This is a genomic window from Novosphingobium sp. BL-S-32 (assembly GCF_056857055.1).
Genome location: NZ_CM166476.1, coordinates 42805 through 62993, shown reverse-complemented (window position 1 = coordinate 62993; position 20189 = coordinate 42805). Strand labels below are relative to the sequence as shown.

Below are 20189 nucleotides of genomic sequence, written 5' to 3'. Positions count from 1 at the left end.
GGCCTTACTGCGTATGCTTGACGGGGTGACTGTAAGCTCCGATATACTTTCAAATGAAAGCAATCGCCGCTGCGATAGGACAGCCCCCTCCAATTGCAATTGCCCTGACCTGCCAGCATGACCTCAAGCCAAGGCGCCGCAAATGACCACCGGCGCCACATGGGAATTTGAGGAGATCCGATCGTGACCGAAGCCTGGATCATCGACACTGTGCGCACCCCCCGGTCCATCGGCAAGATGGGCAAGGGCGCGCTCTCGCAGATGCACCCTGAGCATCTCTCCGCCACCGTTCTTGCCGCTATCAAGGAGCGTAACGCGCTCGATACCTCGGATGTGGATGACGTGATCTGGGGCGTTTCGGCGGCGATCGGCCTACAGGGCGGCGATATCGGCCGTATGGCCGCGCTCGACGCCGGCTATGACGTGCGCGCCGGCGGCGTCACGCTCAACCGCTTCTGCGGATCCAGCATCACCGCCACCAACCTTGCCGCCGCAATGATCATGTCAGGCATGTCGGACCTGATGGTCGCGGGCGGGATGGACATGCTTTCCTACGCCAATGCGCATGGCATGAAGATGCGCGAAGCCGGGGTCGGCAGCGCCGGCATGGGCGCGGGCAATCCCCGGCTCCAGGCCAAGCATCCGCAGACAAACCAGGGCATCGCCGCCGACGCCATCGCCGCGATGGAAGGCATCAGCCGCGAAGAACTGGAAGCGTTCGGCGTAGAGAGCCAGCGCCGGGCCGCCGTCGCCATCGCCGAGGGCCGCTTTGACCGCTCGACGATCGTGGTGAAGGACGATGAGGGCAACGTGATCCTCGATCATGAGGAATACCCGCGCCCCGACACCACCGCAGAAGGCCTGGCTCAGCTCAAGCCGGCATTCGAAATGTTCTACAACATGCCCTCGGCGCCGGGCGGCAAGACTTACGTCGAACTGGTCAACCAGGTTTACCCCGACCTCGATGTGAAGCCGATCCACCATGTCGGCATTTCCTCGGGCGTGGTGGATGGCGCTTCCGCGATCCTGCTGGCGTCCAAGGACTATGCCGAGAAGCACGGCCTCAAGCCCCGCGCACGCATCGTCGCCATGGCCGAGATCGGCGATTGTCCGACGCTCATGCTCAACGGCCCGGTGCCGGCGGCCAAGAAAGTGCTGGCCAAGGCGGGACTGACCAAGGACCAGATCGACGTCTGGGAAGTGAACGAGGCTTTCGCCGTCGTGGTCGAAAAGCTGATCCGCGACCTCGATCTCGACCGCGCGAAGGTGAACCCCAACGGCGGCTCGATCGCGCTAGGCCATCCCATCGGCGCGACCGGCGCGATCCTGATCGGCACCGCGCTTGACGAACTCGAACGCACCGGCGGTCGCTACGGGCTCATCACCATGTGCGCTGCTGGCGGCATGGCGCCCGCCATTATCATCGAACGAATTTGAACCAAGGAGATACGTGTTGGCCACCGAGGCGGAAGACAAGCTGAGCGGGCGATTTGTCGATATTCTGAACGACAAGGACGAAAGCCCCCGCCGCCAGGTGAGCCTGCGCATGACGGTGATTGCGCGCCTCCAGCGCAACAAATTCGATCGGCTTGTTACCGAATTGAACGTCACGCGCTCACAGTGGGCGATGATTGCGGTGGTGGCGCGCTATCCGGGTTCGACCCAGCGCACCATCGCCGAATATCTAGAAATGTCGGAAGCTTCGGCAGGCCGGCTGATCGACCGACTGTGCACGGAAGGACTGCTCGAACGGCGGGACCGGCGCGATGACCGGCGGGCCCGCTCGGTCTATCTGACCGAGGCCGCGCGGCCACTGCTCGACAAGCTCGGCCTGATCGCCTCCGAAGCGGAAGCACGCATGTTCCACGGCTTCTCCGACGAGGAAGTGGGGCAGCTTCGCGACTATCTCAGCCGCATCTACGACAACGTCAGCCGGGGGTAAGCGCCGGGTTGCCACCCGGTTCTGCTCCACACTGGACTACACAAACAAAAAAAGGGCGGTACCGAAGTGCCGCCCTCTCTTTTTCGTGGCAGTCGGAAGACTTACTTCGCCGAAGCGAGGTCCTTCTTCGTCAGCGAGGTGGTGAGCTTGCCCTGGGCATCGGTCAGGCTGGTAGCCGGAACGGTGATCAGACGGCCGTTGAGGATAACCTGCGGGTTACCATCGGCAGCAACGCGGTAGATCGGGGCAATGCGGGTGCCGTTGGCGGCATAGAGCATCTTGCCGGCGCTCAGGTCGACCGGAGCAGCAGCTTCTTCGGTCACGGCGCGAACCGACTGGGTGGTTTCAGCGACAGCCGGGACAGCGAAAGCGGCGATCGAGGCGACGGCGGCAAGGGCAACGAACTTCTTCATGAGGAACTCTCCAAATCTGAAGCGGGTCGGTCCCCGCGATTTACTCACCTAGGTTAGTAATTCCGTACCTAGGTGTCAATTGCGATTGCCGCAACCGCACAAACTATTTTCGCAACCATCGCTCCCGCGCAGTTTCTCGGGGGTAGCGGCGTTGCCGCAGCGCAGCATGCAATGATCGCACCAGCGAATCCGGGGCTTGATCGTCGCCACGATGGGCTGCGGTGTTGCTCCGGGCCACCTTTGCGCGCAAATCGAAACCAACCGGTGCGACCGGCGAAAACCCGCCTTTCGCACCCTGACCGATACGATAAAACGCAAGATAAAACTGGGGACTGTCAGATGCCGACAAAGGTCATGCAGGGCGTGCGCGTCCTTGAAGTGGCACAGTTCACGTTCACGCCCGCAGCCGGTGCAATTCTGGCCGACTGGGGTGCGGACGTCATCAAGATCGAACACCCCGTGCGCGGCGATACCCAGCGCGGATTCCTCAACATGGGCGGCGTGCAGCTCGATCCGCTGCGCCACACCCTGTTCGAACATCCCAACCGCGGCAAGCGCAGCGTCGGCATCGACCTGTCGACCGCGGAAGGGCAGGAACTGCTCTATGAACTGGCCAAGCAGTGCGACGTGTTCCTCACGAATTACCTGCCGCAGGTCCGCCAGAAGAACCGCTTCGATATCGAGCACATCCGCGCCGCGAACCCGAACATCATCTATGCCCGTGGCAGCGCCTGGGGTGACAAGGGCCCCGAACGCGAAAAGGGCGGTTTCGACGGCACCGCGTTCTGGTCGCGCAGCGGCATCGCGGACTGCATGACTCCGCCCGAACTGCCCGGCCCGCTCTCTCAGGGCATGCCCGCATTCGGCGATTCGATCGGCGGCATGTTCATCGCCGGCGGCATTTCGGCGGCCCTCTTCCACCGCGAAAAGACTGGCGAAACCGCCGAACTCGACGTCTCGCTGATGAGCACGGCTGCCTGGGCGTCGGGCGCGAACATCGCGCAGGCCGTTGAGACCGGCGTGATCACCAAGAACTCGATGCCCAGCTCCGGCGGCGGCGCGAAGAACCCCTTCATGGGCAACTTCTGGACCTCTGACGGCCGCACCATCAACTTGTGCATGGTCAGCCCCACCGGCCTGATCCAGGACACCTTCGAACACATCGGCCGCCCCGAAGCGGCGAACGATCCGCGTTTCAAGGACGTGCTGAGCCTGATCGAAAATGCGAAGGCCGCCAGCGACATCCTTGTCGAAGCCTTTGCCGAAAAGCCCTTCGCCTACTGGCGTGAGCACCTCAAGACGCTGAAGGGTCAGTGGGCGCCGATCCTCAACCTGCTGGAACTGGCAGGTGACGAACAGGCGATCGCCAACGACATGCTGATCGAGGTTGAGGCGGCAGACGGCGGTGCACCGCTGAAGCTGGTGCGCAGCCCGGTGCAGTTCAATCGCGAAGCACTGGAAACCACCCGTTCGCCGCAGGCGTCCGAACATACCGAGATGGTTCTCATGGAATTCGGCGTCGAATGGGACAAGATCGAAGAACTCAAGACCAAGGGCGCCATCGCCTGAGATAGAGTGCCTGAGGCACCCTGCCGGTCACGCTAAAACAGATTACGAGGAATTGGGAAAATGAAGCCTGGAACCCGTCTCAAGAGCGCCACCTGCGACACCGAAGTTATGGTGATCCGCTGCGCCGACGGCACGATCGAATGCGGCGGCGCGCCGATGGGCGAAGCCAAACCCGCCGAGCCTGCTCCCCTCGCCGCCGATTTCTCGGCCGGCACGCTGATGGGCAAGCGCTACGTCGATGCGGACGGCAAGTACGAACTGCTTTGCGTGAAGCCCGGCAAGGGTTCGCTCTCGGTCGATGGCGTCGCGCTTGTCACCAAGGACGCCAAACCGCTGCCCGCCTCGGACTGACCCGATGAACATCGCGCTTCTTCTCGAAATGGCGGCCGAGGCCGCGCCCGACCGTGTCGCACTCGTCTGCGACGGTCGGCGCTGGACTTATGGCGATCTGCTCGATGCCGCACGCGGCGCTTTCGAGCTGATCCGCCAGAGCCAGGTGGAATATGTCGCGCTGCTCGACGAGAGCAGCGAGGCCGCGGTGATTGCGGTGTTCGGCGCGGCGCTGGCCGGCGTGCCCTATTGCCCGCTCAACTACCGCCTGCCGGACGCTGATCTCGCCGCCCTGCTCGGCCGCATCACGCCGGCACTGGTTATCGGTGATGAGGAGCGTATCCAGCGCCTGGCGGGCGAACACGACCACACCGTGTTCTCGCGCGAGGAATTCGTCCTCAAGGCACAGGAAACCGTGCCCGACGACGATGCGCGCGAGTATGATCCGGGCGAAGGGATCGCCATCCAGCTCTTCACCAGCGGCACCACCGCTGCGCCGAAGGCGGCGATCCTGCGCCACTCCAACTTGCTCGGCTACATTTTCGGCACGGTCGAATTCGGCTCGGCCGATGAAGCCGACGCCGCGCTGGTGGTCGTGCCGCCCTATCATATCGCGGGCATTTCGGCCCTGCTCTCGTCGATCTACTCGCTGCGCAAGATCGTGATGCTACCCAGCTTCTCGCCCGAAGGCTGGCTGGCGCTGGTCGGCGGCGAGGCCGTCACGAACGCCTTCGTCGTGCCGACTATGCTAGCACGTATCATCGACGCCATGGAAAAGGGCGCCAGCGGCGAGGTCTCCTCGCTCCGCGCGATCGCCTATGGCGGCGGCAAGATGCCGCTGGAAGTGATCCAGAAGGCGCTGGAACGCTTCCCCGAGGCCGGCTTCACCAATGCCTATGGCCTCACCGAAACCAGCTCGACAATCGCCCTGCTCGGCCCGGACGAACACCGCGACGCCCTGGCGTCCGATGATCCCAAAGTCCGCGCGCGCCTGACCTCGCTGGGCAAACCGATCCCGACCGTCGAGATCGAGATTCGCGGCGAAAACGGCGAGGCTCTGCCTGCCGGCGAAGCGGGCGAGATCTATGTGCGCGGCGAGCAGGTTTCGGGTGAGTACAAGGAAAAGAGCGCGCTCGATTCCGAGGGCTGGTTCCCGACCCGCGATGCCGGTTTCATGGACGAGGACGGCTATCTGTTCCTCTCCGGCCGTGCCGATGACGTGATCGTGCGCGGCGGGGAGAATATGTCGCCGGGCGAGATCGAGGACGTGCTGCTCACGCATCCGGCCGTCGCCGACGCCTGCGCCTGCGCGATCCCCTCGGTCGAATGGGGCGAGTCGGTCGGCGTTGCCATCGTTACGCGCGAGGGCCATGCCCTCCCCTGCGAAACCGAGCTCAAGGACCTCATCCGCGCCCGCCTGCGTTCCTCGCGCGTGCCCGAGAAAGTCGTCTTTGTCGCCGAGCTGCCCTACAACGAAATGGGCAAGCTTCTGCGCCGCAAGGTCAAGGATGTCCTTGCCGGCTGACGATGATACCCCCGGCCCGGCGATCCCACTGGCTCGCTGGGCCGACCGGCAACTGGACGCGCTTGCCCGCGATTTCGGACTGCCGCGTTTGTCAGGCGCCACGCTGCTCGGCGAGCGCGCGGCGCACGGCGATTATCGGATAGCGGGACGCATCTCGGCCGGGCTTGGCGGCAGCCGCCTCATGCCGACGCGTGACGGCAACTGGTTCGCGCTCACCCTGATCCGGGAAATCGATCGCGAGCTGCTGCCCGCCCTGTTCGGCGATGCCGGGTTGGATGTGCATGACAGCACCGCGATTGCGGCATCCGTGCTGCGCGGCAATGGCGCCGAACTGCTCGAACGCGGGCGCATGCTGGGCCTTCCGGTCGCCCTGCTCGACGAAATTCCCACATCTCCGCCCGTGGAGGTGATCGCACGCGGTCCGCGCCGCGAGCGGACTGCACAGCGCCGCCCGCTCGTCATCGACATGTCTGCGATCTGGGCGGGGCCGCTGGCCGGGCACTTGCTCTGGCAGGCCGGCATGGACGTCGTGAAGGTCGAAAGCCGCACCCGGCCCGACCTCATCCGCCGCGACGATCCGGCGACTTTCGACCTTATCAACCAAGGCAAGGCCAGCGTCCTGGTCGATTTCGCCAGCGACGTCGAGAAAGCGCTTCTCGTCGACCTGATCCGCCGTGCGGACGTGGTCATCGAAAGCGCGCGGCCGCGCGCCCTGCTGCATCTGGGCATCGATGCCGAAGCGCTGGTGCGCGAGATTCCGGGCCTCGTCTGGCTCACGGTCACGGGCCACGGCGCGCGGGGCGAGGCTGCCAACTGGGTCGGCATCGGCAATGACTGCGGCGTTGCTGGCGGCCTCTCCCGGGCGCTCGCGGATGTGACGGGCGAGCCGGGCTATGTAGGGGACGCGATTGCCGACCCGCTCACCGGCATCACCAGTGCGCGCGAGGCGCTGAAAGCCTTGCGCAGCGGCGAAGCACAGCGCATCGGTCTGTCCATGAGCGCAATCACAGCCATTGCACTGGCCGAGGAACGGGCCTTCGACGCCGCCTTGCTCGAAGCCGAACTGCGCGGTTGGGGAGCGGGCCTCGGCCGGCGCTTCCCCGCGCTCGAACGCCGCGCGACGCAAGCGCCCGTCCGCGCCCTAGGCGCCGACACTGCGCACTATCTGCCTGCACTGGCATCATGCTGATCCGAAGCGCGGAAATTCACGGTCACGGCTTGGCCGATTTGCGCATCGAAGGCGATGTCATCTCCGCCATAGGTGCCCTCACCCAGCGCCCCGGTGAACCCGTTATCGAGGCAAAAGGCGGTGTTCTTCTGCCGGGCCTTCACGACCACCATATCCACCTTGCTGCGCTGGCAGTGCGCGCCGCTTCGGTTGACTGCGGCTCGCCTGCCGTGCGCGATCGCGACGATCTGGCCAGAGCGCTGACGCAGCCCGGCTCAGGCTGGCTGCGCGGTTTCGGATTCTGCGAGAGCGTGCTGGAAGGCACGCTGCCCGATGCGTCGGTGCTCGATACCTTGGTGCAGCATCGCCCGGCCCGCCTGCAACATCGTACCGGCCGCATGTGGCTGCTCAACAGCGCCGCGCTTGACGAACTGCTGGCCGAAAATACCCCACCACCGGGCCTGGAACGCGATGGTGACCGCTTTACCGGGCGCCTTTTCGACGAAGACGCCTGGCTACAACAGGCACTCGCCGGCACCCCGCCCGATTTCTCGCAAGCGAGCGCAGACCTTGCCCGCTGCGGCGTGACCGGCCTTACCGACATGTCGCCGCGCAACGATGCGGTGATGGCGCATCATTTTGCACAGCAGGCAGAGTGCGGACATCTTGCCCTGCACGCCGTGATCGCGGGCCGACTTTCGCTTGTCGATGCGCCGCAACATGGCTGGCGGCTTGGCCCGGCCAAGCTGCACCTGCACGAGGCCGCGCTTCCCGATTTCGACGCGACATGCGCGTGGATCGCCGAGGCGCATGCGCAAAAGCGTGGAGTCGCAGTTCACTGTGTGACCGAAGTCGAACTCGTCTTCACGCTTGCGCTGTTCGAAGTCGTTGGCGCCCAGCACGGCGACCGTATCGAACATGCCTCGATCGTTTCGCCCGAACTGGCCGCGCGCATGGCCGCGCTCGGCCTTTGGGCCTGCGTCCAGCCGCATTTCGTCCATGAGCGCGGCGAGCGTTATCTCCGCGATGTCGAAGCCCAATACCAGCTCGACCTTTACCGCCTGCGCACACTGCGCGAGGCCGGAATCATTCTAGCGGGCGGCAGCGATGCGCCTTACGGCAGCCCGGACCCGTGGGCGGCGATGCGCGCCTCCGTGCTGCGCAACACGCGCGAAGGCACGCCGTTCAATCCCGATGAAGCGCTGACACCCGAACAGGCGCTCGCGCTCTACCTTGCCGATCCGCTCGATCTTTCACGCCAGCGCCGAATTGCGGTGGGCGAAGTAGCAGACCTTTGCGTGCTCGACAGACCCTGGCGGGACGCTCGCGAACGGCTGAAAAGCGCGGATGTCCGCGCCACGTTGGTTTCAGGGCAACTCGTCCACCAGCGCATCGACGAGCCTCCAATTCAACGCCTCGCGCGCCGTGAGGCGGCGGCCTGAAAGTATCATGAGCAATGTGCGCTGCCGCCCGATCCGGCGACTCAGCGACACGCATCCACCAGCGCCGGGCAGAATGCCCATCGCCAGTTCGGGCAATTGAAACCACGAACGCCGTGTAGCGACGATGCGTGAGGCGAAGGCCGCCAATTCCAGTCCCGCGCCGATGCAGGCCCCGTCCACCTGGGCCTCGAATCGGTCGCTGCATTGCGCCGCCTCGCGTCCGGGCAGCGTCAGGCAGCGAATCCGATGCGCCTCGGCCGGGTCCGCCGTAGTACCGAATTCCGCAAGCTCGGCGCCAAGGCTGAAGGCCTTGCCCTTGGCCCGCAGCACGACACGAGAAATCGTCGTATCGACATTGGCCAGCGCGAAGGCCTCATGCAGCGCATCGCGCGTGACGCGGTCTATCGCATTCCCGGCCGCAGGACGGTCGAGGGTAATCGCGAGTATGTCGTCCTCACGGGACAACAGCACCGCGCCCTCCGCACTGGCCGCCCTCTCGCGCGCTGCGATCCAGCGCCGATGTGCTTCGCTTCCCTGCAAGGTCGCATAGGCCAGCGACTCCATGGTCAGCGCCTCGGCGACGGGCAATGACGGCAGGGCGCGCAGCAATTGCGTGACGACCATGGCGGCGAGCGGCTGGGCCATGGCGCCCACCACCAACTGCGATGCATCAAAACGCGGTTCGAGCACGGCATCGAGTCGCGCCGACAAGGGATGCTCACGCGGCCCGATGCCGATCACCGGGCATGGCGGCAGAGCAATCGGCACCCCATCACGCGATTCGCGCGCGAGGTCCACGAAGGCGATCGGCGCCTCGGCCCCCGCAATTTCAGCGATTTCGGCTGCGGGAAATGTCAAATCCTCGGGCCGCATTCCTGGGCAATTCCCTTCCGGCCAGTGACTTGGCCACGCCAATTCATGGCCGCCGCCCGCGCGATTGACCAGCCCGGCCCACGAATATCACGCCTTGCCGAAGCGCAGATGACGAAAAACCGCGGAATTTAGCGATGTTTCCCACAGAAGCGCGTGCGCGCAATTAATCGTCTGCGCGAAGCCTATTGCGGACGTCCTTCTGCAATGATAACCAAGCTTAGCAAAAAACGAGTTGGGCTCAGTTTTCTGACAGCCGACTCGGGAGAGAAGTGAGTTCACCCAATAACCACCCTTGAGGGAGGAGAGACCTCATGCCTGGAAAGTCCACGTCATCGAACAAGGCCAAGATCGCACGCCGCGTGATCGAGGTGCTTGAATATTTCGACGATGCCCACCGCGAAGCGACCGTCATGGACATCGTTCGCCGCTACAATCGCCCGCAGTCGAGCACGTCGGAACTGCTGTCGAGCCTCGTCGAACTCGGCCTCCTCCATAAGGATCCCTATTCGCGTGCCTACAGCCTCACGCCACGCGCCGCGCTGATCGGCACTTCGGGCCAGCCTGAACTGGTGCGTGACGGCCGCATCGTGCGCCTGATGGACCGTCTGGTCGCCCAAACCGGCCTTTCGGTCGCGCTCCATGCGATGGTCGGCCTCGACGTGCAGATCGTAAACTGGCGCCATGGCCCCCGCGCACTCGCCGCAACGCGTGAGCTTTCGGGCGGTATCAAGGAACCGCTGGCACAAAGCGCTGCCGGTTGGCTGATGCTCTCGACCGTCACGCGCCAGCGCTGCGAAGGTATGGTCCGCCGCCTCAACGCCGAAGCGGACGAGCTGAACAAGTTCACGTTCGCCGACATGATGACGCGCATCGACGCCTGCCGCGATCCGCGCCATGTGTTCGGTCCGGCCGGTTTCGGCAGCGGCGCCGAAGCGCTCTGCGGCCTTGTCCCGCGCCAGCCCGAAGGCCACCCGCTCGTCATCAGCCTGATCTACGGCAAGGACGACAAGGTGAACCCCGAAGCCCTGCTTCAGTCGCTGAGCGACGCCATGCGCAAGTGCCTGCCCGACCCCGTCCAGTTCGCGGAGCCGGAACAGCTGCTGCCGCACGCCGCATAATCCAACAAATCCTGAACGGGTCGCACACCGTTACGGAACGGGCCCCGCGAGATCTCTCGCGGGGCCCATTTTCGTTTCAGGCTTCCTGCTTCTGCATCCGCTTGGTCCGGTCTGTATCTTCGTGGCGCATGAACATCTTCATGATGTCGCCCGAAGTCACAGGACGGGTATCGCCTTCCTCGACCGGGCGCTCGCCCTGCGAGGACTTGGGGCTGGTATCGACGTTTTCCGCCTTCGCCCGCTCACGCAGCGCGCCAACGGTCAGTTCCTCGCGCGTGTAGTGCTGGAACGGATCGAAGCGGAACCAGCGCATCGCGTTCTTGTGCGTGATCTTGTCGATCTGCGCTTCGGTCAGATGGTTGATCGAGGGCCAGAGGTGCTCCGGCACTTCCGGCCACAGCGTATCGGAGTGCGGATAGTCGCATTCGTAGGCGATGTTGTCCTCACCGATGAACTGGATGTTCTGGAGGCCGAAGGCATCGTCGATGAAGCAGTTGAGGAAGTGCCGCTTGAACATTTCGCTCGGCTTCATCTTCTGGAAGCGCGAGTTGGTCCAGGCCTTGTGCCGCCAGTTCGAGAAATCCGCGCGCTCGGTGAAGTAGGGCACCCACCCAATCGAACCTTCCGAAAGCGCGATGCGCATGTCCGGATACTGGTGCAGCGCCTCAAGCTGGAGCCAGTCCGACGCGGCATAGGCGATCGACATCGGCATCGTCGAGATCCACGCCTCGATCGGCGTCTCCATCGAGGCATGGGGCGCGGGATTGCCGCCGCCGATGTGGATGCAGATCGTCATGTCGAGATCGTTGATCGCCTTGTAGAACGGGTCCCAATAGGCGTTGTGGATGCTCGGCAGGCCCTGGCAGGTCGGGTTCTCGCTGATCGAGACAGTGTGGCAGCCCTTGGCCGACACGCGCTTCAGCTCGGCGATGGTCGCGTCCATGTCCCAGGTCGGCAGGATCGCACAGGGGATGAAACGGCCCGGATAGGCGCCGCACCACTCATCGATATGCCAGTCGTTATAAGCGCTTACGTGCATTTTCGCGAGTTCGCGATCAGGCACGCGGTGAAGGCGGCCACCGGCAAAGTCGAACACCGAACCGAAGTTCAGCGACGATGCGATGCCGTTGACGTCCATGTCCTTGATGCGCTCATGCACGTCATAGCAACCGGCGCGCAGCTGATCGAGCGAGGTCGGCTCCATGCCGTATTCCTCGAAAGGACGGCCGACGACGGCATTAAGGCCCACCGAGGGGAATTTCATGCCCTGATAGGTCCACAGGTCCTTGCCATGCTCGTCCTGCACGAGCTTCGGCGCGCTTTCCAACGCAGCACCCGAGAGGTGGTTCTGAAACAGGTCTGGCGGTTCGCTGATGTGATCGTCGACACTGATCAGCACCATGTCGTTCATTTCCATTTCGGCACTCCCATTCGTTGCCGGGCCGGATAGGTCCCCGGCGGGCGCATCTTCGGCGCCTTGGTTTGAGAAGCTACGCCTCCCCTCCCCGACCGGCCAGCACTCATGCCGAGCTATCGCGCCTGCGATTGCGGAGGGGCGGTGATTGAACAGGGCGGCGAGGTATGATGAGGACGGGGAAACGTCACAAGAAAAAGCCCCGGGGAAAGCCTGAAACATGAACTTCGACCTCACCGACGAACAGTCCATGATGCGCGAGACTTTCGCGCGCTTTCTTGACGAGAATTCAAGTTCGGCGCGCGTACGCAAGGCGCAGGAGAACGGCGGTTTCGACGCCGAGATGTGGGCAGGCCTTGCCGAACTGGGCGCCTTTGCGATGCGCGTTCCCGAAGAGGCGGACGGCATGGGCCTGGGCCTGTTCGACGCGGGCCTGCTGATGGAAGAGGCCGGGCGCACGCTCGCCTCCGGCCCGCTGGCCGAAGCGCTGGTGGCCACGCGCCTGCTGGGCCTGCTGGGCGGTCAGGAAGACCTCCTTGCAAGCGCCGTCGGCGGCGAAGCGGTGGTAACCATGGCCATGCAGGACATCGCGCAGTTCCCGAAGCAGTGGGTCGCCGGCGGTCTGGTTGCCGAGGCAGTCATTGCACGCAAGGGCAACGATGTCGTGCTCGTCTCGGTGCCCGCGGAAGCCCGCATTGCCGAGCCGACCCTCGCAACCACGGCCATTGCGGAACTCGATCTGGCCGCCCTGCCGACAACCGTTCTGAGCAGCGGTGAGGCCGCTCTCGCCACGTTCGCCAGCGGCCTTGAGGAGTGGAAGCTGCTGATGGCGCTGGCCCTGTCCGGCCTCAGCCGCGCGGCGCTTGCCACGGCGGCGGAATATGCCGGCGAACGCAAGGCGTTCGGCGTGTTCATCGGCACGTTCCAGGCGTTGTCGCACCCGATGGCGGACCTCATCTGCGAGATCGATTCCGCCAAGTTCCTGGCGTGGAAGGCCATGCGCTCGATCGCCGACGGCGATGCCGAAGCCGGCGCGCAGATTTCGCTGGCGGCGTGGTACGCGGCAGGCGCTGCGGGCCGCACGGTGCGCCACGCGGTGCAGACTTTCGGCGGCATCGGCCTAACCACCGAACATGACGTCCACCTCTACAACTTGCGCGCCAAGGCATGGCCGCTCGTTGCGGGCGACCCCGAAGACTGGCTGGCCGAAGCCGGACGCCGCCTTTACGCGGGCGAGGCGACCTGCCTCCCCGACGTGGGTGAAGTGCCGGTCGAATTCGACCTTGGCGAGGATGCCCGCGCGATCCAGCAGGAAATCCACGAATTCTTCGCCAAGAACGTCACCGACGAACAGCGCGAGAAGTTCCACTTCTCGTGGGAAGGCCACAACCCGGTCATCCACAAGCAACTGGTCGAGGCGAACCTTGCCTACCTCCAGCTTCCCAAGGACGTGGGCGGGCGCGGCCTCAGCCCTTACGCGGTAACGGGCGCGCGCTCTGCTTTCGAGGAAGAAGGCTGGAACAATCCGGTCGCCAACGTCGCGCAGATGGTGGCCCTCATCATGTACCGCTTCGGTACCGAGGAGCTGAAGCGCGACGTGCTGACGAAGGTCATGGCGGGCGATGCGATCTGCTCGCTGGGCTATTCGGAACCGGGCTGCGGATCGGACGTGTTCGCCGCGCAGTGCAAGGCCACGCAGCTTGAGGACGGGTCCTGGCGGATCGACGGCACCAAGATGTGGACCAGCGGCGCCAACCTGACTGACTATGTGCTGATGCTCTGCCGCACCGATCCGGACGCTGCCAAGCACAAGGGGCTAACGATGTTCATCGTGCCGCTGAAGGCTGAGGGCGTCACCGTGCAGGCCGTCCACACCTTCATGGACGAGCGCACCAACATCACCTTCTACGACAACGTGCGCATCCCCGACACCTGGCGCCTGGGCGAGATCAATGCCGGCGGCCGGACCATGGCGGCGAGCCTCGAACTCGAACACGGCGGCGGCTTCGCCAAGGTGCAGCGCGCGATGTTGGAAAACGCGGTCGAACTCTGCGAGGAAATCCCCGTGGCGGGCGGCGGCAAGCTGATCGACACGCCCAAGGCGCAGGCCCGACTGGCGCGCACTTACGCCAATGTGCTCGCGTCCGAGATGATCGCCTACCGCGCCAACTGGACGCAGGTCCACGGCAAGGGCAACGGTGCCTATGGCCCGATGGCGAAGATGTTCTCGTCCGAGTTGTTCATCACCGATTCGCGTGACCTGCTCGATCTGACGGCGCCCTATTCGCTGGCCAAGCGCAAGGGCGCGGCGAATGCGCTCAACCTCGCCTATCGCCATGCCCACGGGACGACCATTTACGGGGGCACCAGCCAGGTGCACCGCTCGATGATTGCCGAAAAGGGCCTCGGCCTGCCGCGGTCGCGGAACTGATGCGCGAAATTGAAGGGCATACGATGACCGAAGAAGCACCGCACCTGCTGACCGAAGATCAGGACGGCATCCTGATCGTCACGTTGAACCGGCCGGACAAGCTCAACGCGATCAGCCGCCAGATGATGGACCTGCTGACCGAGGCCGTGTTGCGCTTTCGCGAGACGCCTGAACTGAAAGTCATGCTGATCCGCTCGGCGGGTCGCTATTTCAGCTCGGGCGCGGACTTGCGCGGGGGCAACCAGAACATCGTCTCGCCCGTATCCACCGGCGGCAGCGCGCGCGGCATTCGCGAGAACCACCGGCTCAACCTCAACAACATGCAGCAACTCTGGGACGAGATCGAGCATATCGAGAAGCCCTTCGTCGTCGCGCACCATGCCATGTGCGTGGGCGGTGGGCTGGAAATGAGCCTCTCGTGCGACTTCCGCCTTGCCGCCAAGAGCGCTGCCTATGCCTTCCCCGAAGGCCTGTTCGGCGTGCTTCCGGCATCGGGCGGCGTGTCTCGCCTAACGCGGATCTGCGGGCCGCACTGGGCGCGCTGGCTGATCATGGCGAACAAGCCTGCTTCGGCCGACATGGCCTTCACCATGGGGCTGGTCCACCAGGTCTATGAGGACGAGACGTTTGAAACGGACGTCATGGATTTCTGCCGTCATCTGGCGAAGCAGAACCCGGAACAGATGGGCGCGGCCAAGGTCGCCATCGAACTCTGCGCCGAAGTCGGACGCGATTCCGCGCGCCATGTCGAGCGCATGGCCAACAGCGCATTGATGCTCAACCCCGACTACATTCGGGGCATGGAAGAGTATCTGAAGGGCGTGGGCGGCAAGAAGAAGTAATTACGACACGGCAGAGCATGCGCCATCCTCCGGAAACGGAAGTGCAGCGTGCTCTGCCGGAGTCATATCACTTGCCTGTTTGCGGATGCGGATCCCGGCACAGATACGCGCCACCGGCGCAGCTCCCCTCTCCTCCACCGACGGGAAGCCATGCTTCCATCGCGCCTCCAAATTTGAAGCTGTAGCGTTCGAATTCCTCTTGTTTCTTAGGGGATAGACCCGCGCGCCGGATCGGCGCATGAATAGGCCATCGGAAAGCGATCTCCGCCGGCGAGGACGAGTCCGCCGAGACCGCAGCGCGATGCCACTTGCACGGGAGGATGCCGCGATGGGATTTCACAGTGCCTCAAATAGCTCGAACGTTCGTCCTGCCGGTGGAGGGCATCGGCTCCTGCTCGCCCTGATTTTGGTCGGCAGCACTCTCACGGCAGCGAGCCCGGTCGTGGCGCAACGCACCCCGCAGCAGGAACTGGCCGCATTTCCGCGAGCGCCCGCCGGTCAGACCCGCTGGGTCATCTTCCTGCCGCATGCCGCCGATGAGAATGCGTTGAAAGTCGGCGTGATCATAGGTCGATCGATGCTGATCGACTGCAACCGCGCGATGTTCTCCTCACGGATGGAGGTTCGCACGGTGAAAGGCTGGGGATATGACTATCATGTCGTCACGTCCGTCGGACAACCTGCCAGCACTCTCATGGCCTGCCCGAACACCGCCAAGACCAGACAATTCGTGCGCAGTTCCGACGAACCGCTGCTGCGCTACAACAGCCGCCTGCCGCTGGTGATCTTCGCGCCCAACGACGTTCAGGTCCGATACCGCATATGGAAAGCGGGCCCGGAAGTCATGGCGCGATCACAAAACTAGAGCATTTTCCAATCGGGTGGGCGACGGCTTGACCTGACGAACCAGAGGCGGGCGATATACGTCCGCCTCCTGCTCGTTTACCGGGCTGCCCGCTCCCGCGTATCGCGGATCGCCAATTCCATCAGCCGCGCATTGATTTCCACCAGATTTTCCTCGCGCCGCCCCGGCAGCGTGCCGAGAATGCGCTGCAAACGCCGGTCGGTCGCCAGCGTGATCGAGCGTTCGATACCCGTCATCAAGGTCGTCGCCATCAACACCGCCGTGTCGCCCAGCGCACCGCGCGGATCCATTTGCGCGACGAACAGGCCGATCAGCGGCCGCGTCGAATTGACGCGCTGGTGCATGATGCGCACGTCGAACTGATCCGCCAACGAGTTACGCAAGTGCAACAGGCCGGTGTGGCGCGCCCAGAAATCGTGATAGGAACGCACGAATTCCGTGGAGCGCGCCTCCAGCTCGTCGTCGGACCAATAATCACGGACGAGCGCGAAATACTCCTCGTGCGCAGTGCCCATCACCGGCTCCAGCACTGCAAGCAGCAGTTCGGTGAAGTCGGTGAAGTAATTGTAGATCGACGTCATCCCGAGGCCGACCGTGCGCGCAACGGCGCCCAGCGTTACCGGCTCGTCGGTCTTCTCGACAAGTTCTATGGCCGCCGCAAGGATCCGCTCACGCGTAACGCGTCCCTTGCGGCCCATCCTCTGGCCATGAAGATTGTGGCTGATCGCCGCTCCAGCATCGGTGACCGCGGACGCGAGGTACGGCGGGATGGCCGGAACAACCGGTTCCTCCCCGCCGTCATCGGGCTCAGGTGTCACTTCTCCGGTGTCGCTTACCAGAAAAGCCTCGTCCGAACTGCGTTCGTCAGGCCGCCGCCTGGCCGACCGGCCAGGCGAGGATCTTGACGTCGGTGAATTCCTCGATGCCTTCGACACCCCATTCGCGTCCCATGCCGCTTGCCTTGTAGCCGCCGAAGGGAATGTCGCCGGCAATGCACATGCCGTTGTTGACGCTGATCGAACCGGTGCGCACGCGCTTGGCGATATTGATCGCCCGATTGAGATCGCCCGATACGCCGCCCGACAGGCCGTAGGAGCTGGCGTTGGCAATCCGAATGGCGTCCTCGTCGTCCTCGTAGGGGATGACGACCAGTACGGGGCCGAAGATTTCCTCCTGGGCGATGCGCATGTCGTTGGTGACATCCACGAAGCAGGTCGGCTCCACAAAATAGCCGCCGCCCTTGTCGGGACGGATCTGGCCGCCGGCGAGCAGCGTGGCGCCCTCTTCCTGGCCGAGGTCGATGTAGCTCTTTACGCGCTCCATCTGACGCTTCGAGATCACCGGGCCCATGATATGCGCCGGGTTTTCGATATCGCCCCAGTTGTCGCCGAAGTTGCCGTAAGCACCCTTGAGGATGGCCTTGGCTTCCTCGTAACGGCTCTTGGGAACCAGCAGGCGCGACTGCACGGCGCAGCCCTGACCGGCGTGGAACACGAGCATCGCCATGCCCACTTCCATCGCGAAGTTCGGGGCATCGTCGAGCACGATCTTGGCCGACTTGCCGCCGAGTTCGAGGAACACGCGCTTCAGAGTGGCCGCGCCCTGCTCCATGATGCGCTTGCCGACGCCGGTGGAGCCCGTAAACGAGATCAGGTCCACGCGCGGGTCGGTGACGAGCATTTCACCCGCCAGCGCCGGATCGGCACCGAACACGACGTTGATGACGCCGTCGGGGAAGCCCGCTTCCTTGGCGAGTTCGCCGAAGATCGCGCCCATGCCGGGGGTATCCGGCGCGGGCTTGAGGATCACGGTGCAACCCGCGAGCAACGCGGCGACCATCTTGCCGATGTTGACGTAGAGCGGCACGTTCCAAGGGGTGATCGCCCCCACCACGCCGACCGCCTCACGCACGCCGACGCGCTTGTGGATCATGCCGAAGGCGGCCTTCTCGCCGTAATCCTTTTCCCATTCCACCTGGTCGAACACGGCCATGTAATCGTCCCAACCGTCAAGCGCCATGCCGACGTGGGCACGGCCGACGGCGCCTTGTGCGGCACCGGCTTCTTGGACGGCGAGTTCGCCAAGGCGCGGACGCGCGGCTTCGAACAGTTCGCGATACTTCTTCACCAGCGCCACGCGCTTTTCGGTGTTCGTGGACCAGTCGGTCTCGTCGAACGCGCGGCGGGCGGCGGCGATGGCCGCGTTCACATCGTCGGCAGTGGCGTCAGCGGCCTTGCCCACCGGCTCACCGGTCCACGGGCTGATGACGTCGAAAGTGCCGCCATTGCTGGCGCCGCGCAGTTGGCCGTCGATATAAAGCTTGGCTTCGGGAAGAGTGGTCATCGTCTGATCCTTGGCGGGAATGGGGTCTTGCAGGATTTGGGCGTCGCTCATGGGTGCCGCGCTCCGACCGAGACGTGGGTCACGCGCACGTCTGCCGGCAGATCCAGCACCGAGCGGAACACGCCGGTCACGTTCTCGGTCTGCGAGATCGGACGCGTGCGCAGGTCGATGCCATTGGCGGCACAGCCCTGATGGAAACGCATGGCGGCATCGGGATCCCAGCCGGGCGCCGTCTTGCCGGCCTCGTACATCGGCCCGGCGCGGACGGTGGTGACGCGAATGCCGGCGGGTTCGAGTTCCTCGACCAGCGCTTCGGTAAAGCGTTCGATCGCCGCCTTGGTGGTCTGGTAAAGCGAGAGCATCACGAAAGGCACGGCGATGGATTCGCTGCCCACGTTGATGATCTGCCCGCCCTTTTCCAGCATCGGAATCGCGGCGCGGCAGCAGTAGATCGGGCCATTGAGATTGGTGGCGATGATGCCGTCGATCTGCGCGTCGGTCGCCTCTGCCACGGTGAACGGCTCGTAGATCGCGGCATTGTTGATCAGCACGTCGATCTTCGGGTGCTTTTCGGCAATCGTCGCGAAAGCCTTGCGCACGGAATCGGCAGAAGCGACGTCGCATTCCACCGCCATGGCAGTGCCGCCGATCTCGTCGGCCAGTTCCTGCACCTTGGACAGCGTGCGCCCCAGCAGGATCACGGTTTCCCCTTCACTGGCGAAACGCCTTGCGAGCGCGCGGCCGAGGCCGGCACCGGCGCCAGTGATCACGATCGTCTTACCCACGCATCCTCCACTCGTTTTCGTTCTTGCGCCGGAGCTTTGACCGACACGATTTCCCATACCCTAGCCCGTGCGCAAGCCGCTGCCTATCGCGGCCACGATGGTTCGACAGGAGCGTCCCGGCGATGCCCAGCCAAAACCGAATTCGGCTCGAAATTCAGCGGGATAATCAGCTCTGGACCGAAGCATCCGAAGGGCGGTTGCGCGTGAGGTTGAGACGCATCGTCTCCAGCACTTCAAGCAGCCGCTCCATATCCACATCGGGCACGCCTTCGAGCGCGATATCGGCGGTTTCCTCCGCCAGCGGCTGTAGCTGTTCGAGCAGTTCACGGCCCCGCTCGGTCAGATAGAGCCGCCAGGCGCGACGGTCGGCCGGGTCGGCGCGGCGTTCGACCAGCCCGCCATCCTGCATCCGGTCGATCATACGACCGGCAGTGATCGGCTCGACTTCGAGAATCTCGGCAAGGCCGCCCTGATTGATGCCTTCCATTCGCTGGAGCACGCTGAGCACTTGCCATTGCGGCCTTGTCACGCCGATCGCCCGGGCCCGCTCGTCGAAAGAGCGGCGCATCAAGCGCGCCACTTGCGACAGGACAGTGCCGATCTTGCGTTCCATGCACCCGAGATACCCGCTTACCGGCCATTGGCGAGTGAAATCGCCCGGCCCGCCGAATGAACGCCCGGGCGCTGCCCCTTCCTGACAGGCGCGTCAGGCCTTGGTCATGTCCACGATCAGGCGCGAGAGCGTCTGCCGTGCGATCTTCCAGCCTTCCGCCGTGCGCACGTAAGTCTCATGGTAATGGCCATAACCGGTGAGCGCGAAACTGTCCTTGATCACCCGGTCCTGCATGGTCCAGATGACTTCGGCACGGTCGCCATCGACGGTGATCTCGGGCGAATGGATCTGGTGCGCGGTCTTCGCATCGGCGAGCGAGGTTCGCACCATCGAGACGAACCGATCGCGCCCCTTTTCCAGCGTGCCACCGGCCGGGCGCGTATCGATCTCGCAATCCTCGGTGAAAAGCGCGGCCCAGCCGTCCCAGTCCTTGGTATCAAGCAGGCGGCAGTAACGGGCCTTGAGATTGCAGATCTCCAGCCAGTCGCCGAAATCCAGTGCCTGTGTCACGCTATT

General features: G+C 64.2%; 19 protein-coding genes. 11 read left to right on the top strand and 8 right to left on the bottom strand.

Annotated elements, in window-relative coordinates; translation table 11 throughout:
• Positions 1–183: 183 nt before the first annotated feature.
• Both AC1VVK_RS00320 and AC1VVK_RS00315 read left to right on the top strand, forming a co-directional pair.
• Positions 184–1437, top strand: a complete 1254-nt coding sequence (locus tag AC1VVK_RS00320; RefSeq protein ID WP_482903931.1) for an acetyl-CoA C-acetyltransferase — start codon at positions 184–186, stop codon at positions 1435–1437.
• Between the two features lie 16 nt (positions 1438–1453).
• Entirely contained in the window at positions 1454–1942 is a 489-nt protein-coding gene (locus tag AC1VVK_RS00315) for a MarR family winged helix-turn-helix transcriptional regulator (RefSeq protein WP_207904600.1), read from the top strand.
• A 101-nt stretch (positions 1943–2043) separates the two neighbouring features.
• Here the strand turns inward: AC1VVK_RS00315 and AC1VVK_RS00310 are convergent, their stop codons facing one another.
• On the bottom strand, positions 2044–2355 hold the full coding sequence (locus AC1VVK_RS00310) for a hypothetical protein (protein ID WP_132385123.1): 312 nt from the start codon (positions 2353–2355) through the stop codon (positions 2044–2046).
• A 339-nt stretch (positions 2356–2694) separates the two neighbouring features.
• Between AC1VVK_RS00310 and AC1VVK_RS00305 the strand changes: the two genes are divergently transcribed.
• Genes AC1VVK_RS00305 through AC1VVK_RS00285 form a run of 5 tightly spaced genes read left to right on the top strand, consistent with a single transcriptional unit; the run spans position 2695 to position 8389 of the window.
• Positions 2695–3924 (top strand): CaiB/BaiF CoA transferase family protein, encoded by a 1230-nt coding sequence (locus AC1VVK_RS00305; protein WP_482903930.1) that lies wholly within the window; start codon positions 2695–2697, stop codon positions 3922–3924.
• A gap of 60 nt (positions 3925–3984) precedes the next feature.
• On the top strand, positions 3985–4275 hold the full coding sequence (locus AC1VVK_RS00300) for a hypothetical protein (RefSeq protein ID WP_132385121.1): 291 nt from the start codon (positions 3985–3987) through the stop codon (positions 4273–4275).
• Between the two features lie 4 nt (positions 4276–4279).
• Positions 4280–5779: a class I adenylate-forming enzyme family protein gene (locus AC1VVK_RS00295; RefSeq protein ID WP_482903929.1), complete on the top strand. Its 1500-nt coding sequence runs from the start codon at positions 4280–4282 to the stop codon at positions 5777–5779.
• On the top strand, positions 5763–6968 hold the full coding sequence (locus tag AC1VVK_RS00290; protein ID WP_482903928.1) for a CoA transferase: 1206 nt from the start codon (positions 5763–5765) through the stop codon (positions 6966–6968). Before AC1VVK_RS00295 ends, AC1VVK_RS00290 begins: the two co-directional genes overlap by 17 nt.
• Positions 6962–8389 (top strand): amidohydrolase, encoded by a 1428-nt coding sequence (locus AC1VVK_RS00285; RefSeq protein ID WP_482903927.1) that lies wholly within the window; start codon positions 6962–6964, stop codon positions 8387–8389. Before AC1VVK_RS00290 ends, AC1VVK_RS00285 begins: the two co-directional genes overlap by 7 nt.
• On the opposite strand, the gene AC1VVK_RS00280 is transcribed toward AC1VVK_RS00285, so the two are convergent.
• Positions 8315–9247, bottom strand: a complete 933-nt coding sequence (locus AC1VVK_RS00280; protein WP_482903926.1) for an enoyl-CoA hydratase/isomerase family protein — start codon at positions 9245–9247, stop codon at positions 8315–8317. The genes AC1VVK_RS00285 and AC1VVK_RS00280 overlap by 75 nt on opposite strands.
• 326 nt (positions 9248–9573) lie before the next feature.
• Here AC1VVK_RS00280 and AC1VVK_RS00275 point away from each other — a divergent pair, with 326 nt between their 5' ends.
• Positions 9574–10380, top strand: a complete 807-nt coding sequence (locus AC1VVK_RS00275; protein ID WP_482903925.1) for a helix-turn-helix domain-containing protein — start codon at positions 9574–9576, stop codon at positions 10378–10380.
• Between the two features lie 76 nt (positions 10381–10456).
• Here the strand turns inward: AC1VVK_RS00275 and AC1VVK_RS00270 are convergent, their stop codons facing one another.
• Positions 10457–11797 (bottom strand): amidohydrolase family protein, encoded by a 1341-nt coding sequence (locus AC1VVK_RS00270; RefSeq protein WP_482903924.1) that lies wholly within the window; start codon positions 11795–11797, stop codon positions 10457–10459.
• A gap of 217 nt (positions 11798–12014) precedes the next feature.
• Between AC1VVK_RS00270 and AC1VVK_RS00265 the strand changes: the two genes are divergently transcribed.
• The 3 genes from AC1VVK_RS00265 (at position 12015) to eco (ending at position 15932) form a co-directional block, all read left to right on the top strand.
• Positions 12015–14225 (top strand): acyl-CoA dehydrogenase family protein, encoded by a 2211-nt coding sequence (locus AC1VVK_RS00265; protein WP_482903923.1) that lies wholly within the window; start codon positions 12015–12017, stop codon positions 14223–14225.
• Between the two features lie 23 nt (positions 14226–14248).
• Positions 14249–15067 carry an enoyl-CoA hydratase/isomerase family protein gene (locus AC1VVK_RS00260; RefSeq protein ID WP_482903922.1) on the top strand — a complete coding sequence of 273 codons (819 nt, stop codon included), beginning with the start codon at positions 14249–14251 and terminating at the stop codon, positions 15065–15067.
• 442 nt (positions 15068–15509) lie between these two features.
• The gene (gene eco, locus AC1VVK_RS00255) at positions 15510–15932 is read left to right on the top strand and encodes a serine protease inhibitor ecotin (protein ID WP_482903921.1); all 423 of its coding nucleotides are present in this window, start codon (positions 15510–15512) and stop codon (positions 15930–15932) included.
• Positions 15933–16009: 77 nt separating this feature from the next.
• Here the strand turns inward: eco and AC1VVK_RS00250 are convergent, their stop codons facing one another.
• The 5 genes from AC1VVK_RS00250 to AC1VVK_RS00230 all read right to left on the bottom strand — a co-directional run bounded on the left by AC1VVK_RS00250 (position 16010) and on the right by AC1VVK_RS00230 (position 20183).
• A complete protein-coding gene (locus tag AC1VVK_RS00250; protein WP_482903920.1) occupies positions 16010–16750 on the bottom strand; it encodes a TetR/AcrR family transcriptional regulator in 741 nt (246 codons plus the stop codon).
• A gap of 46 nt (positions 16751–16796) precedes the next feature.
• A complete protein-coding gene (locus tag AC1VVK_RS00245) occupies positions 16797–18275 on the bottom strand; it encodes an aldehyde dehydrogenase family protein (protein WP_482905193.1) in 1479 nt (492 codons plus the stop codon).
• A gap of 47 nt (positions 18276–18322) precedes the next feature.
• Positions 18323–19060: an SDR family oxidoreductase gene (locus tag AC1VVK_RS00240; protein WP_132385111.1), complete on the bottom strand. Its 738-nt coding sequence runs from the start codon at positions 19058–19060 to the stop codon at positions 18323–18325.
• 166 nt (positions 19061–19226) lie between these two features.
• Positions 19227–19673, bottom strand: coding sequence for a MarR family winged helix-turn-helix transcriptional regulator (locus AC1VVK_RS00235; RefSeq protein WP_482903919.1), 447 nt, complete (start codon positions 19671–19673; stop codon positions 19227–19229).
• Positions 19674–19766: 93 nt separating this feature from the next.
• Complete coding sequence (locus AC1VVK_RS00230; RefSeq protein ID WP_482903918.1) at positions 19767–20183, bottom strand: nuclear transport factor 2 family protein; 417 nt, start codon at positions 20181–20183, stop codon at positions 19767–19769.
• Positions 20184–20189 lie beyond the last annotated feature (6 nt).